Source organism: Natranaerofaba carboxydovora (genome assembly GCF_022539405.1).
GTDB lineage: Bacteria > Bacillota > Natranaerobiia > Natranaerobiales > Natranaerofabaceae > Natranaerofaba > Natranaerofaba carboxydovora.
The window spans coordinates 260365-276201 of sequence record NZ_CP054394.1; the positions used below are offsets into that span (position 1 = coordinate 260365).

11 protein-coding genes and 1 CRISPR repeat array (1 of these 12 only partly in view) are annotated in these 15837 nt (G+C 32.7%); all 11 genes read left to right on the top strand.

Going from position 1 to position 15837, the window contains the following annotated elements; all coding sequences use genetic code 11:
* The first annotated feature begins 124 nt into the window (after positions 1 to 124).
* The 11 genes from ACONDI_RS01160 (at position 125) to cas2 (ending at position 13372) form a co-directional block, all read left to right on the top strand.
* On the top strand, positions 125 to 1912 hold the full coding sequence (locus ACONDI_RS01160; RefSeq protein WP_241079671.1) for a diguanylate cyclase domain-containing protein: 1788 nt from the start codon (positions 125 to 127) through the stop codon (positions 1910 to 1912).
* A gap of 596 nt (positions 1913 to 2508) precedes the next feature.
* Positions 2509 to 3315: a hypothetical protein gene (locus ACONDI_RS01165; RefSeq protein ID WP_241079672.1), complete on the top strand. Its 807-nt coding sequence runs from the start codon at positions 2509 to 2511 to the stop codon at positions 3313 to 3315.
* Positions 3299 to 3874: a hypothetical protein gene (locus tag ACONDI_RS01170; protein ID WP_241079673.1), complete on the top strand. Its 576-nt coding sequence runs from the start codon at positions 3299 to 3301 to the stop codon at positions 3872 to 3874. The genes ACONDI_RS01165 and ACONDI_RS01170 overlap by 17 nt, the downstream gene beginning before the upstream one ends.
* 389 nt (positions 3875 to 4263) lie before the next feature.
* A complete protein-coding gene (gene cas6, locus ACONDI_RS01175; RefSeq protein ID WP_241079674.1) occupies positions 4264 to 5016 on the top strand; it encodes a CRISPR-associated endoribonuclease Cas6 in 753 nt (250 codons plus the stop codon).
* 34 nt (positions 5017 to 5050) lie between these two features.
* Entirely contained in the window at positions 5051 to 7045 is a 1995-nt protein-coding gene (locus tag ACONDI_RS01180; RefSeq protein WP_241079675.1) for a TM1802 family CRISPR-associated protein, read from the top strand.
* Positions 7046 to 7067: 22 nt separating this feature from the next.
* Positions 7068 to 8129: a CRISPR-associated protein gene (locus tag ACONDI_RS01185; protein ID WP_241079676.1), complete on the top strand. Its 1062-nt coding sequence runs from the start codon at positions 7068 to 7070 to the stop codon at positions 8127 to 8129.
* Between the two features lie 3 nt (positions 8130 to 8132).
* On the top strand, positions 8133 to 8891 hold the full coding sequence (gene cas5b / locus ACONDI_RS01190) for a type I-B CRISPR-associated protein Cas5b (RefSeq protein WP_241079677.1): 759 nt from the start codon (positions 8133 to 8135) through the stop codon (positions 8889 to 8891).
* Positions 8891 to 11407, top strand: coding sequence for a CRISPR-associated helicase Cas3' (gene cas3, locus ACONDI_RS01195; protein ID WP_241079678.1), 2517 nt, complete (start codon positions 8891 to 8893; stop codon positions 11405 to 11407). Before cas5b ends, cas3 begins: the two co-directional genes overlap by 1 nt.
* Positions 11408 to 11461: 54 nt before the next feature.
* On the top strand, positions 11462 to 11959 hold the full coding sequence (cas4, locus tag ACONDI_RS01200) for a CRISPR-associated protein Cas4 (protein ID WP_420848168.1): 498 nt from the start codon (positions 11462 to 11464) through the stop codon (positions 11957 to 11959).
* Between the two features lie 2 nt (positions 11960 to 11961).
* Positions 11962 to 12972 carry a type I-B CRISPR-associated endonuclease Cas1b gene (gene cas1b / locus ACONDI_RS01205; RefSeq protein WP_241079680.1) on the top strand — a complete coding sequence of 337 codons (1011 nt, stop codon included), beginning with the start codon at positions 11962 to 11964 and terminating at the stop codon, positions 12970 to 12972.
* A gap of 136 nt (positions 12973 to 13108) precedes the next feature.
* Positions 13109 to 13372 carry a CRISPR-associated endonuclease Cas2 gene (gene cas2 / locus ACONDI_RS01210; protein WP_420848169.1) on the top strand — a complete coding sequence of 88 codons (264 nt, stop codon included), beginning with the start codon at positions 13109 to 13111 and terminating at the stop codon, positions 13370 to 13372.
* A 197-nt stretch (positions 13373 to 13569) separates the two neighbouring features.
* Positions 13570 to 15837: a CRISPR direct-repeat array (repeat unit 30 nt; unit sequence GTCAGGAGCTTACCTTGAAGGGATTGAAAC); it runs 1958 nt beyond the window's last position.

Consider the following 15837-nt stretch of genomic DNA (forward strand, 5'->3'; position numbering starts at 1 on the left):
TAATTTGGTTAAAAGAGGTAACAGTCTTATTTACAATGAATGATAAAATTTTTATAATAAATATGATAGGTTATATTTTAATAATGTATACAATTGGTATATTATAGTTTGGGGTTGTTATAATATGAAGTTAGGTCCAGAACAACAAAATTTAGAAAAACTTATACTGAATATTATATCGGAATGTGTAACCTACCTTGATAAGGACTTTAGTATAAAATGGGCGAACAAAGCGGCTTGTGACTTAATTGGCAAAGATTTCGAAGAGATTAAGAATATGAAATGTTACGAGGTATGGTATAAACAACATTCGCTTTGTAAGGATTGTCCTGCCGTATCAGCTTTAGAGTGGAAAGAGACCTGCACCTCTATCAAAAAAACTCTAGATGGTCGCTACTGGAGTATTACAGCTTATCCGGTATGGGGGGAAGATGAAGGGTTAGAAGGACTTATAGTTACAAATTATGATATTACTACTCAAAAAAATATAGAACTAGAATTAAGAGAACAAAAAGAAAAGTTTTCTGCAATAACTAATAATATGTTAGATATTATTTCAATGACAGACTCAAATGGAATAATAAATTATGTATCACCTTCAATTAAGCCTACCCTTGGCTATGAACCTAAAGAGTTAATTGGCAGGTCAGTATTTGAATTTTTGCATCCTGATGATAAGGAGATTATAGAAGGTGTTTTCCTAGAAGCAATAAATAATCGTTCTTCAGGTAGAGAAGAATTTCGATTTATTGATAACGAAGGAAATTATAGATGGCTTGAAGCAACAGGGAATGTGATAGTAGATGAGGATGGAAATATAAAAAATACAGTCTTTGCCAGCAGAGATATAACAAAAAGAAAAGAAGCAGAGGCGAAAGTACGGCGCCTTAGCTTTTATGATAATCTTACAGGGTTATATAACCGGGTTTACCTTGAGGAGGAAATGAATAGATTAGACACTAAAAGACAGCTTCCAATAAGTGTAATAATGCTTGATGTTAATGGACTAAAGCTTGTGAATGATGCTTATGGTCACAGTATGGGTGACGATTTGTTAATATCAGCTGGCCAAGTGTTAAAAAAGGCATGCCGCAAAGAAGACTTGATAGGCCGCTGGGGAGGGGATGAGTTTGTTATATTATTGACTCAGACCCCAATGGATATGGCAGAGCAAATTACAGAAAGAATAAAGCAGGAATGTGATAAGACCATCGTTGGGTCAACTCCATTAAGCATATCCTTTGGCGTTGCTACAAAAGAAACTGAAGCTGAAGATTTAGATGATATTTTGAATGATGCTGAGGTGCGAATGTATAAGAATAAACTTGCTGAAAGCAGTAAGGCAAGAAACAAAATAATTTATAATTTGATAAATGACCTAAGAGAAAAAAGTAATGAAACCGAAGAACATGCCTGGAGGCTAACTAAACTGGTATTTGACTTTGGAATTTATCTAAATTTAGTAGAGTTTGAACTAGAAAGGTTAACTCTTCTTGCCAGTGTACATGATATAGGAAAGATAGTAATCTCTGAAAATATTCTTCAAAAAGATCAGGCTGACTTGACCGAAGAAGAGAAGGAGACTCTGAAAAAACATCCAGAAGCAGGTTATCAGATTGCACGTTCCTCAGAAAACTTGGTCCATATTGCATCTGAAATACTAACCCATCATGAAAACTGGGACGGCACAGGATATCCAAGACAGTTAAAAGGCAAAAACATTCCCTTGCTATCTAGAATAATAGCAGTGGTAGGGACATATGAAAAACTTATTAATGAAGGTGCTCCCGGAACAAAATATAAACAAGAAGCCATTAGAGAACTTAATAAACTTTCTGGAAGTAGGCTAGATCCTACCCTTGTTGAGAGGTTTTTAGAGTTTATAAAAGAGGGAGATAAAAAAACTAACTAGAGTAAAAGTCGTCGACCTATAATAGTGTTGTAGCTCTAGGAGGTCGACGACTTTTTGTACATTAGAGAAAATAAAAAGATGTTTGAGGAATTTAAAGATAAGTGGGTTGTTTCAAAATTTTAGTTATAAATGTAATTGTTGTTTAGAAGAAAATCCTGATAAATAAAATCCTGATTTCATGCTTTTGTTTGGGTCAGGAGCTTACCTTGAAGGGATTGAAACTTGGCGGAATAAACTCGTTAATAGGCGGTATTAACGGTCAGGAGCTTACCTTGAAGGGATTGAAACTATTCTTCGATTGTTTCTGAAGTACGAGTAGTGCGAGTCAGGAGCTTACCTTGAAGGGATTGAAGCTAAGATATTATAATCATCCGTAAAAGAGATGGAAACTAAATTAAGTGCCTGTTTTAAAAAACTAAAAATGGGACTTGCTAATGTCTTTGTATTCATATATTTTAAAGTTAGTTAGAAACTTCCATTATTACATAAGTTATTAAAATAGACATGGTAGTTTTTAACAGATAGAACTGTAGAGGCTATGCTAAATAAATTAGTAAATAGAATTATTAAGAAATAATCAAATAAAGGTGAGGACTATGATTTCCGAAATAAAAGGTAAAGTTGGTCTAAAAGGAAAAAATTTAAGCGAGCGGTCTGAAGATAAACTTACTGGAGATGTTTTCGGCAGTCTCAGATACATCCCCTTTGATAAAGCTATGAAAATAATACTAAATGAAGCTTGTATAAAAAAAGAATACGATGAAACAAATTGGTTATTGAATTCACTAAACTTTGATTACTGGAATGATAATATTCACTTTTGGCCTAAACATTCTCTTGGAGAATTGGATTTATTATTAACCTTTGAAAACCTTATTATAGGTGTTGAAGTAAAATATTTAAGCGGCCTTTCTTCCGAAGATGATATAGCAAATGAACCTGAAATTAATGTAAAAGAAAATAGCATCAATCAATTAGCTATAGAAACCAGGATACTAAATAACATCTGTAATAACAAAGAAACACCTCTATTGTTATTTGTAGCTCCTGAACCTTTTAGCTATTCTACAGTACAGGAGGTAATTGATAGAAATATTTTGGAACATGGTGTCTCAGTGGGCTATCTATCCTGGGAAATTTTCTATGAAAAAATAAAAGAGTTAATCAATGATAACAATTTAAATGATTTTGAAAAACTTATATTAAATGATATTCAACAACTTTTACAAAGAAGAGGTCTAGAAAGATTTAGGGATTTTAAAATTGGATTAGATAAAGTAGAGGCAGGCGAACACTTTTGTTTTAAAGGCAAAGTTGATGATGAAACAACATTAAATTTTGACTTTAATCTTGGCGAAACTGTCTTAAAGGGTGGTGCATATGAATTTGAAAGTAAATATTAAAAATGCTTTTGATGTAGTATTGAAGACTTATGAAAACATTGACAAGCTAATGAGGTATTGCGACATTTGTGCATATGAGTGTAGCTATATTCCTTCAACTGAAAGTCATTTTCTAAGATACAAGTCTGACCCTGATTATAATGGTTGGTTAATAACCAGCTTTATTAAACTATACCAATCAACAGAAGATGAAGAATTAGAAAACTATTGGCAAGATGGGCCTATATATGGCATGAATATATATTTATTAAGCGAACCTTCTATATATCTTGCAAAATATGAATTTGAAGACATGTCTGCATGGGAACACGGGTATTTCTCTAACCGTGACTTTTGGTTTGCTTCTCCACTTCGTCCGGATGAATATGGTAATGAATTTGAAATAGAAATATTACAGAACGAAAATTTATACTTTGTCTCTACCCCTCATAATGACAAAAAACATAAATATTTGGATATGAAAAGAGCAGTTTTTACTTACATAGACATGCTCCAGGTTACATCAGAAAATGTAGAAGAATTGATTTTTAATGAATTTGATAAGTTAAAAGATCTATAACATAGATTGAGAGATATATTTTATATTTATTATAGATTGAAGAGCAGATTAATGTAGGTAACTAGCTATGAATATAAATACCTTACTGATAAAAAAATTCCCTACACGCGTTAAGCTGGAAGTAATTTTAGAGGGGGAGAAAAGTTTAAAGATTTAAAAAAATAAATAACTAAGTAAATAAATAACTAAGTTAATTGACAGTAGTTCAAGTAATAGTTATGATGTATTTAGATTATCCGCTATAGATGGAATTGAAATTGAAGATGGTTTATGGATGTTAATTAGCTTACCTCGCAGGGATTGGAATTGAAAAATAGCAAAAATTTCTTGATGTTTCTTTTTTTAAATGTTATAATTTTTATGAAGATGGTTAATGGAAGGAGATAAACATGAAATTAGAAATAACCTTTGAATTAGAAAAACCTTTAAGAATTTCTATACATTATCATTATGAAGTACAAGGTTTAATTTACGGCAAAATGTCAAAAGATTATGGCGATTTCATGCATGGTGATGGCTATAAAAAAGAAGGAAAATCATATAAATTATTTTCTTTTAGCAGGTTGGAAGGAAAAAGTAAATTTAACAAGAAATATAAAGAAATAACATTCTACGACAATGTAAAAATTACTATATCATCCATTATACCACATTTTTTAAGAGATTTAGCCAACAACTTTATGCTATCTGACAGTATTTATTTGTTTAATCATAAGTTGAAAGTTACCCAGATTAAGACTATTGAGGATTTGGTAAATACAAATAAAATACTGGTCAGAGCCATATCTCCAATTACTACATATACAACTTACGAACGACGGGATGGCAGTAAATTTACGCATTATTTTAAGCCAGAAGAACAGGCTTTTCAGCATCTTGTTGAAGAAAATGTTATAAACAAATATGAGACTTACTATAATACTAAACTAAATACAAAAACACGTTTTTTGATTAAACCTGTAAAAGTAACACAAAAAGATAAAGTTGTTACTAAATACAAAAACACGATTATAAATGCTTGGGGTGGGTTATACAGACTTGAAGCATCGAAGGAACTTTTAGAGTTTGCCCTTGCTGTGGGTGCTTCAAGTAAGGCCTCTCAAGGATTTGGCCTTTTGTCTCTTGAGAAAGAGCTTACCTGAAAGGGACAATTTAAAATACGAAAGGGGCATATTAATGAAATTACCTCATTTAACTGCAAAGATTGGGAAAGAAGCAAAAAATGAAATTGGTGGGAATACTGAATTGGCTATGTTAGTAGAGGATATAAACTTTTCTTCAAAAGATAATCAAAAGGGAAAATATATAATTCATATGACCTTTGATATTCCCAAAAAAGAAATAAGGTTTGAAAATAGTAAAAAATTTAACCAATCTTCAATTTTCAATTATAACTATTTTGGTAACAACTCAGCTGCTGCACTTCAATATTATCTTACTCGTTCTGGAGATAATATTCATTATTTGTTAACTAGTGTATTTAATGATCTTAATTTAGCTTTGATTAAAAATGAAATGCAAAATACGGAGTTGAAGATTATATTAAATGAGTTAGAGCAAAATGAACTTATAAAAGTGGGTGATAAAAAAGGGGAAGGTTACGTAAATTTATCATGTTTTTCAGAAATAGAAGAAGGAGTTGTAGATAAGAAAAAAAAGTCAATTAATTTTGGTCAAAACTCACTAAAAGGGGAAGAATTTATCAGATATTTAACGGATGCATCAAAAAATGATAAATTTGTACTTGTAATTCCCCAAGTTAAAAGAGAAGAAGAAGAACCTCCTATAATACTTTCGAATCATCGAGATTATATCCTGCTTGTAAAAAAAGAAGAACAGCTTGAAAATGTACAATCTAGCAAGGAGAAAAAACTTTGTTATTTGTGTCACGATAACAGGACGGACACAAGTAGTTCTTTAACCTCAAAATTTAGTCGGTCAGGTATCAACAAAATTTTTACTACCACTACATATAACGCTGCAAAAAATTTGAATAAAAAAGCCTTTGATGACAATTATTCAATTTGTGGTGATTGCTTTAAAGATCTTCTATTTGGGGAAAAAAAAGTTTCTAATAGCTTCTCTGGCTATATTGCAGGAGAACGAGCATTTATTATACCTGAAAGCCTGATAAATGATCTTGACTATAATTTAGAAGGGATAAAAATAAAAAAAGATACAGATTTTTTCTTTGATCATTATGAATACGAGAACTTTGAATATTCGCTTAATTATATATCAGAAGAGTTAGGATTAACAGCTCAAGTGATTCATTTTATAGTTTATCGAACAGATGGAAATTCAGTCGATATATTAGAGACTATTGAAGATGTACCAACTACAAATTTTGTTGAGTTAATAAAAGCTCTTGGAGAAATATCGAGTACATTTGTGCCTTTCATAAATCCTATGAAACTTGGAACTATATATCGAATGATCCCTGTTAGGAAAGACAACAAAAACAATCAATTGGATATTCAAAGAATTTTGGGGATGTATAAAGCTTTACTAAAAGGGCATTCAATAGAAACTATTAGCATATTTGATTTAGCCGTTGAAGCTATGGACAAGGGAATAAAAGAATTAAACAAATCACAGATAAGGCAGTATTTTAATCTCGATTTTGCTGGCAACAAGTTAGATTTTTTTATAATGAAGCTAATAATGCGCTATTTAGCTTTACTTAAAACATGTGAGCATTTAGAAATTATTGACAAAAAATCTTTTCAGAGAAGGGGGGTTCAGGACTTGCAGATAAAAACAAATGATAGCAGATTAAATGAGATGGAATCATTTTTGGATAAGAAAAAATTTGATAGAGTGCCTAGGGCAATGTTTTATTTGGGGACGGTAATGTATTTGGTTGCATCTGCACAGTATAATAAAAATCATAAAAGTAAGCCTATAATGAAAAAAGTTAGCTATCAAGGGATGAGCCACAAAGAAATGATATGGCTTTACCAGGAATTACTTGAAAAATGTCGTCAGTATGATCTATATTCAAGTTCAAAAAATTCGTTATCAGAAAAGTTACTTTCGGCATTTCATAATTATACTGGTGTAAATGAAACTGAGGAACTAACTGAACAAGAAAATGTTTTTTACTTAATGGCTGGTTATGCTTATATGGTAGGAGATAGCTTTATTAACACATTGGAAGAAAAAGAATAAAAAACAATAAGGAGTGATTTTAGTGGTATTATCAAAAAATAGTGATTTTTTGTTTGGGTTTGAAGCTGTAATGACAAATCCTAATGGTGATCCTGATCAAGAAGATAAGCCCCGGATGGATTATGAGACAAAAACCGTTTTGGTAAGCGATGCTAGGCGAAAACGTGACATAAGAAATACTTTAAAAGAAAAGGGCTATCCTATATTTGTAGACACATTAACTGACCAAAAAGTAGAAATGAAAGATATGTTTAAGCACATTCGTGATAATTATCTCCAAGGAGAAGACCGTATAACTTCTTTATTTGAAAAGTACAACGAATTAAAAAAAGCATGGGAAGATTTAGCGAATGAAAGTAATAAAGAAACAATAAAAGAAATTTATGAAGAGGCTGAAAATAATAACAAAAAGAAGACAATATTTAATCGTTTTAACAATGAATTTACTACGGCAGTAATAAAAGAAAGGTTGATAGATTTAAGAATTTTTGGAAGTGCAATGGCTGTTGATAATGTTACTCGTACTTTTACAGGTCCAGTTCAAATTACATGGGGATATTCCTTGCATCCTGTAGAACTAATGAAATCTAATACAATCACATCTATAATGAGTGACGATAGTTCTACGTTTGGTAAAAAGCATAAGATATATTATGGGTTAGTTGTGCACTCTGGAACTATAAACAAGTTTAGCGCAGAAAAAACTGGGATGACTGAAAAAGATAAGGAACTTTTCAGAAAAGCTTTAGTTCAAGGTATTTTAATGAACCAAACGGATAGCAAACAGGGTCAAACCCCTCTATTTTATTTAGAATTACAGTACAATGAAAATTTCGATGGATTTATTGGAGATTTGCGTAGATTCCTAAATGTTAAAAGTAATAAAGAATATGTAAGAAGCTTAAATGATTTGGAAATAGATGACTCGCAGTTGAGTGAAGTAATAGAGAAAATGAAGAACTTAGGATATATAGATAAAATTATATGTTGGTATCATCCCTTAGTACTTAATAAAAAATTGTTTAATTTAGGGAATGATACTATAGAAGTAGATCTCTGGAAGCCTATGGAAAGTGAGGAATAAAAAATGAAAGTTATTAGCTTTTTATTAAAAGGGAAAATGGCTCACTTTCGTCGTTATTATTCAAATTCTTCATCTTTGTCGTATACTTTGCCACCTAGAACAACGATTACAGGAATCATTGCAGGAATTTTGGGCTATAAACGTGATAGTTACTATGAGTTATTCTCACTTGAGAAGTGTAATATAGCAATTGGCATCAGACAACCGGTTAAAAAAAATGTACAAACTTTAAATCTCTTAATGATTAAAGGTCCCAACGATTTCAGAGGAGATAAACCCAATCCAAGTCAAACTCCAACTGAAATAATCACCCCTTCTAATATACGTACAGGAGAATTAGAATATCAAATATGGTTTCACCATGAAGATGAAGAACTAATGAATGAATTAAAAGATTTATTAAATCAAGATGTAGGTTTTTGTACTAGAGGTATTTCAGTGGCATTAGGGACAGCACAACATTTAGGTTGGATAGAATATTTAGGAGAAAGTGAAGTAACCGAAGAGATAAATGGTTCTGCAAAGATTTTTTCAGCCGTACCAGTAGGGAATGTAATAGAACTTGATATAAAAGAAAATATTGGGAAAGAAAATTACTTTATAATTAAAGAAGAACTCCCGCTAGAATTTGACAGGGAAAGAAAACTAAAGCAAAAAGCAGATTTTTTAGTAAATTTAAACAGTCAAGAAGTAGAAGCGAAAATAAAAAAAGCCTTTAAATTAAATTCTGGAGAAGTTATTACATGGTTAGAGGTGAGCTAATGGAAGAGGAAATTATATATTCTCACTATGATGAAAAGAAAAATATAAAAAAAGAGTTAAAAGAACATTTAAATGATGTAGCTGGTGCTGCTGAAAATTCTGTACCTACTACTATTCAATTTGATGATATATTAAATAGCACTGATATACGAAAGTTAGTTAAAGAGACATGCTTGTTTCATGATTTTGGCAAATTTACTGATTTTTTTCAGACATACCTGGTTAATAACAAAAAACACAAGCTTAAAAGACATTCTCATATTTCAGCTATTTTTCTATTTAATAGGTTGAAATTATCTTCTGTTTTATCGCATTTAAAAGAAACCGAAGCTAATAAAATAGCATTTTTAAGTTATTTGGCAGTAAGATTGCACCATATGGATCTTAGTGTAAAGGATTTATTTAGTTATTCACATTTGCCTTCACAGTTAAATGAATTAAAAGCACAAACAGATAACATATTAAAGCGAATTAATAAAATAACTCAAGATATAGATTTGTCAGAGAAAGAGGTTAAAACTTATTTAGAAAATAATCCATTGGACTTAAATGCAAAGGAGCATTTAAAAAAATATTATATGAGCTTAATAAACTTTCCTCATGAAAGATGGTTTTTTCTTTTGATTTATTTGTACTCACAGTTAATTGATAAAGACAAGCTTGATGCAGGTTTGATAAAAACAAAAGAAATAAATTTAGCCCCTGTGGAAAAAGTAACTGATTATATTTCTAAGAAACGAAGAGTTACAGAGCAACAAATAGTGAATGATGATAGAGAAGTCGCTAGGAAAACTATCATTAATAATCTTCAGGGATTATCAGATGATGAAATAAAAGAGCATCGAATTTTCACATTAACTGCCCCGACAGGACTTGGTAAAACTTTGTCCTCGCTACAAGCTGGGTTATACCTATGTGAGAGATTAAGTAACATATATGATTACACGCCTAAAATAATTACAGCTATACCTTTCATAAATATAATTGAACAAACCAAAAAAGATTATATTGAAGTATTTGAAGCTTATGGAAGAGTTAACGTGCACCATAGACTCGCTGATTTAAAAATAACTGCATATCAAAATAATGACGATAAAAACAGAGATTATGAAAAAAGTTTAGACCAATCTCTTTTAGAAGTAGAAGCTTGGGAAGGCGACGTGATAATGACTACTTTTGTACAATTGTTTCAATCTATTTTTTCAAATTCGAATTCAAGCTTAAAAAAGATTAATAAATTAGCGGGAAACGTGGTAATCTTAGATGAAATACAATCTATTCCTGAAAAATATATGCCTGTAGTTGGAGCAATGATTATTAAGTTGTCTGAATATTTTGGAAGTAGGTTTATATTAATGACTGCTACACAACCATATATTATAGAGTTGGGTAAGCAGTTAATTGAAGAAGAATCAAAAACTAAAACAAATACTAATAGTATGTCTTCTTTAGAGTTACTATCTGATAACCAGAAATATTTTGAAAAGTTAGACAGAACAAAATTAATTCCCACATTGCAACAACCTTTTGATACAAATGGTTTTCTTGAGTTTTTTGAAAATACTTGGAATTATAAATCAAGTTTAATAGTTGTAAATACAATTAAGCGCTGTATAGAAATTTTTGATGCTTTAAAAAATATTTTATCTGATGAAAAGAAAGTAAAAGTACTTCATTTGTCAACTAATTTAACCCCATTGGATAGAAAAAAAATAATAAATGAAGCTGAAAACAGATTAAAAGAGAAAAATATAACTGTTATGGTATCAACCCAAACTATTGAAGCAGGTGTTGATCTAGATTTTGATATAGGTTATAGAGATTTAGCTCCACTTGATGCAATTATTCAAACGGCAGGAAGGATTAATAGAAGTGGATTAAACAAAGAAAACAATTTATATATCTCTTCCCCAATATACGTATTTCAGCTGGAAAAGGACCATAAATATATTTACCCTTTCCATCAAATTGAAGACACAAAAAAGAAACTTTCCAGTTATGAAGTGATACCAGAAGAGAGTTACCAGCAATTAATTGATGGATATTTCCGGGAATATGCGTGCGAAATTTCAGATGAATCTAGAGAAATCTGGCGTGCTATAAAAAAGCTTGATTTTGATGTTATTAATAAGTTTAAGTTAATTGAAGATGATGTTTCAGTTATTGATGTTTTTATTGAATTGGATGAAAATGCATCTCAGCTGGCGGACGCTTATGAAATGGTTAAAGATTATAAAATGGAAACTGATAAAGAGTTTATCTCTAATGTGCTTGATAAAAAAATAGTAAGTATTAACGAATTTGAAAGAAAAGTAATTATAAAGCTTCTTCTAGTTAAATTAAGCGAATATATGGTGCCAGTAAGAGCAACTAGGCTGGCCAAAAACAAAGCGTTTGATTTTTCGGATAGAAATGGTGTAAAAGCCTCATTTATGTGGGTCCCACGTAATCAAATTGAAGAATATTACTCTAAGGAGAAAGGTTATATAGAATTAGAAGATGCTCGTATGTGGTGATAAGAAAGTTGATTTTATGTTTGTTTTGAGAAGGTGATATTATTGAGCTATGAAATGGCAGTTACAGCTACGCATATTTGGTATTATTTTATATGCAAGCGAGAAGTATGGTTGTTATCAAGAGGCATAGCAGCTGACCAGGAGGATGAAAATTTAGATCTAGGTCGTTTTATTGATAGAAATACCTATCAAAAGAACAAAAAAGAAATTGTTGCAGGAAATATAAAAGTAGATAGAGTAAGAAAAGAAGGAGAAGAAGTAGTGGTTGGTGAAGTGAAAAAATCTTCTAGATTTAAAGAAAGTTCTAGATATCAACTGCTCTTTTATTTAGACAGTTTGCGCCAAATGGGGATTGAAGCTAGGGGAGAACTTCTTTTTCCCCAGGAAAAAAAGCGAGAAAAGGTCGAGTGGACTGAAGAAAAGAAAAAAGAGCTTGACAAAGTAGTTGAAGACATCAGAAAAATTGCAAAAAAGCCAGTGCCGCCAGCTCCAAAAAAGATTAATTTTTGCAAAAAGTGTGCCTACCGGGAATATTGTTGGGCGGAGGGATAACAGTGAAAAAAACTTTATATATTTTTCAAAAAGGAAGGTTGAGGCGAAAAGACAACAGTCTATTGTTCGAAGGAGAGGAAACTGGTAAGAAGTTTATACCTGTTGAGGATACGAATGATTTGTACTTGTTTGGAGAAGTTGATATATCAAAGAGTTCCATGGAGTTTTTGTCCCAAAAAGAAATTTGTGTTCATTATTTTAATCAGTACTATGGTTATTATATGGGGACTTTTTATCCCAGGGAGCATCTTAATTCTGGTCATGTGATTTTGAAACAGGCTGAACATTATATTGATTATGAGAAAAGGGTTGATTTGGCAAGGCAAATTATATTTGGGTCAATTAGCCAGATGACTCAGGTCTTGAACTATTATAAAAATAGAATAGTGAGTGGAGCAGATGAAATTACTGCGGTTATAGACGATTTTAAGAAACAATTGGAAAACCTAGATCAAGCAAAGGAAATAGAAGAACTTATGGCAGAAGAAGGTCATGCCCGGGAAAAGTATTATTCGCTTTTTGATTATATTATACAAAATAAAGATTTTCCTTTTGAAAAACGAACCAAAAGGCCACCGCTAAACCGGCTTAATGCTCTTATAAGTTTTGGAAATAGCCTTTGTTACACGATCGTTTTGAGTGAAACTTATAAAACATATTTAGACCCTCGGATTGGTTTTCTTCATTCTACAAATTTTAGACGTTTCTCTCTAAATCTCGATGTAGCAGAAATATTTAAGCCGATTATAGTTGACAGGCTTATCTTTAGCCTGCTTAATAGAAAGCAATTAAATAAAAAACATTTTGACAAACATACTAATGCTATTCTTTTGTCAGAGGAAGGTAGGAAAATCTTTATCAGGGAACTAGACGAAAGACTAAAACAAACAAAAAAGCATCGTGGCTTAGGTAGAAATGTATCAAACAGGAGATTGATTCGTTTGGAGCTATATAAGATTCAAAAACACCTTCTAGAAGAAAAAGAATATAAACCCTACAAAGCTCAATGGTAAATTTTGCAGGAATCTGAAAATTTATGTAGAATTATTATAGAAGCATCAAAAAATTATGATAAATTTAAACAATGTCTAATCTGAACTGTTTCGAGGTGTATGTTTTTTCAATAGCGAATAGGAAAGGATGTTTTTTCTGTTTGTCATATTGGTTTATGATTTTGAACAGAAACGAGTAGGTAAAGCTTTGAAAATTTCTCGAAAGTATCTACATTGGGTACAAAACTCTGTGCTTGAGGGAGAAATATCGCCGGCTAACTATAATAAATTAAAAATGGAATTAGAGAACTTGATGAATCCTGAAAAAGATTCAATTATTTTTTATACATTTAGATCTCAAGTATATACAAAGCGAGAAGAGTTAGGCGTAAAAAAGGGTGGAGATGACAATATCCTTTGAAAGTTTAAGTGTCGTCGACCTATAATAGCGTTGTAATCCCAGGGGGTCGACGACATTTTATAAATTAAAGAAAATAAAAGTATACTTGAGTAATTTGAAGAATAAGTTATTATTTTAGGATTTTGATTTTTTTATAGTGTCCTGATTTATCATAAAGCTTTGACAAAAAACTTCTTATTTTAATGTGTTTGTTTGGGGTCAGGAGCTTACCTTGAAGGGATTGAAACTATGAGAGGACAAGGCGGTGAGGGTATGGCTAAAGGAAGTCAGGAGCTTACCTTGAAGGGATTGAAACATGGACAGATGGCAGTTTCTAAGTGACAATTCAAAATCAGTCAGGAGCTTACCTTGAAGGGATTGAAACTATATTGAGATAGAAACAGAGGAAGGAACAGAGCAAAAGTCAGGAGCTTACCTTGAAGGGATTGAAACACATTTATTGGGAAATATTAAATGGTATTAAAGCAGAGTCAGGAGCTTACCTTGAAGGGATTGAAACTGAGTACGCAACAGATGAAACGGTCAGAGAGGGCGACGTCAGGAGCTTACCTTGAAGGGATTGAAACAAAACTTTATTGAAGAAAGAATGAGGCCAGTATTCGTCAGGAGCTTACCTTGAAGGGATTGAAACAACGAAAAGATGGATTTGATAATAAGGGATATAAATGGTCAGGAGCTTACCTTGAAGGGATTGAAACATAAACAAGAAGAATTAGGTCATATAATTGAAACTATGTCAGGAGCTTACCTTGAAGGGATTGAAACTAGAAGGTGAGATATTATCTTGTGACATTTGCTCAGTCAGGAGCTTACCTTGAAGGGATTGAAACTCGGTTTTCTACCGTTAGACTTGTTTTTCTCTCTTCGTCAGGAGCTTACCTTGAAGGGATTGAAACCTATTTTTTGCTCTATCAAGTAATTTTTTATGATGATGTCAGGAGCTTACCTTGAAGGGATTGAAACCCCATGTGGAGCACTTACAGGCAAAGTAGCACCGCAAGGTCAGGAGCTTACCTTGAAGGGATTGAAACTATCTATAACATAACATTGATTGATCCAATAGACTTGTCAGGAGCTTACCTTGAAGGGATTGAAACTACAATGAAGCACAACAAAGAGCAATGGAAAATGCGAGTCAGGAGCTTACCTTGAAGGGATTGAAACTGTCTAATGAATAAACGCCCTTTATCATAGTGGAAGTCAGGAGCTTACCTTGAAGGGATTGAAACGGTGATAATTATGCAGGTTAGGGTGGTGATTTAATTGGTCAGGAGCTTACCTTGAAGGGATTGAAACATAAAAGTGTCTATCTCTTCTTGTGTCCATGTGTTAGGTCAGGAGCTTACCTTGAAGGGATTGAAACTTTCTCACATCAACTTCAACACGGAAGTAACCGCGTCAGGAGCTTACCTTGAAGGGATTGAAACAAAACGCAACTGCCGTTTCAGCTATTGCAAGGAGGTGTCAGGAGCTTACCTTGAAGGGATTGAAACCCGAAACGGCCAAGAGGAAAGCTGGGAGAAAGTACCGTCAGGAGCTTACCTTGAAGGGATTGAAACAATGATGAACTGCAGAATCTTCTGGTAATGTAAATCGTCAGGAGCTTACCTTGAAGGGATTGAAACGCAGGATTTACATCCTGCCTCTTTTTCAATCTATCAGTCAGGAGCTTACCTTGAAGGGATTGAAACAATAACCTGTAAACATAATCAACTAAGTAAATTTTTACGTCAGGAGCTTACCTTGAAGGGATTGAAACCTAGTAGGATTCAATCTAGAAAATCCAAGATACTATGTCAGGAGCTTACCTTGAAGGGATTGAAACCCATCAACATCTTTAGATGCCGACCTATTAAACACGGTCAGGAGCTTACCTTGAAGGGATTGAAACTAGTTACAGAAGTTGCGAGGACATATTGGAAGCAGCAAGTCAGGAGCTTACCTTGAAGGGATTGAAACTGCTACTCGACAATAAAGCCAAAACAGCTAGGTTTTTCGTCAGGAGCTTACCTTGAAGGGATTGAAACCCTTGTTTTATAGCTTTATATGTTCTAAAAGCTAAGTCAGGAGCTTACCTTGAAGGGATTGAAACTCATCAACTACCTCAATACTATTAGGCATATCTTGTCAGGAGCTTACCTTGAAGGGATTGAAACTCGTGAAGTCTGGACACCTACACAATATATCAAATGGTCAGGAGCTTACCTTGAAGGGATTGAAACTTTGTTGCCCTAGAGTAGTTTTCCCTACGCTTGGCCGTCAGGAGCTTACCTTGAAGGGATTGAAACATGCAGCTTGAGTGGGCTAGGCATATACCCGGGAAAGTGTCAGGAGCTTACCTTGAAGGGATTGAAACTCGCATAAAAATCAAAGAAAATAAAGGGCCGGATTCAGTCAGGAGCTTACCTTGAAGGGATTGAAACTGTAGTGACAATGAGAAAGCCGGGAGAGAACACTGAACCGTC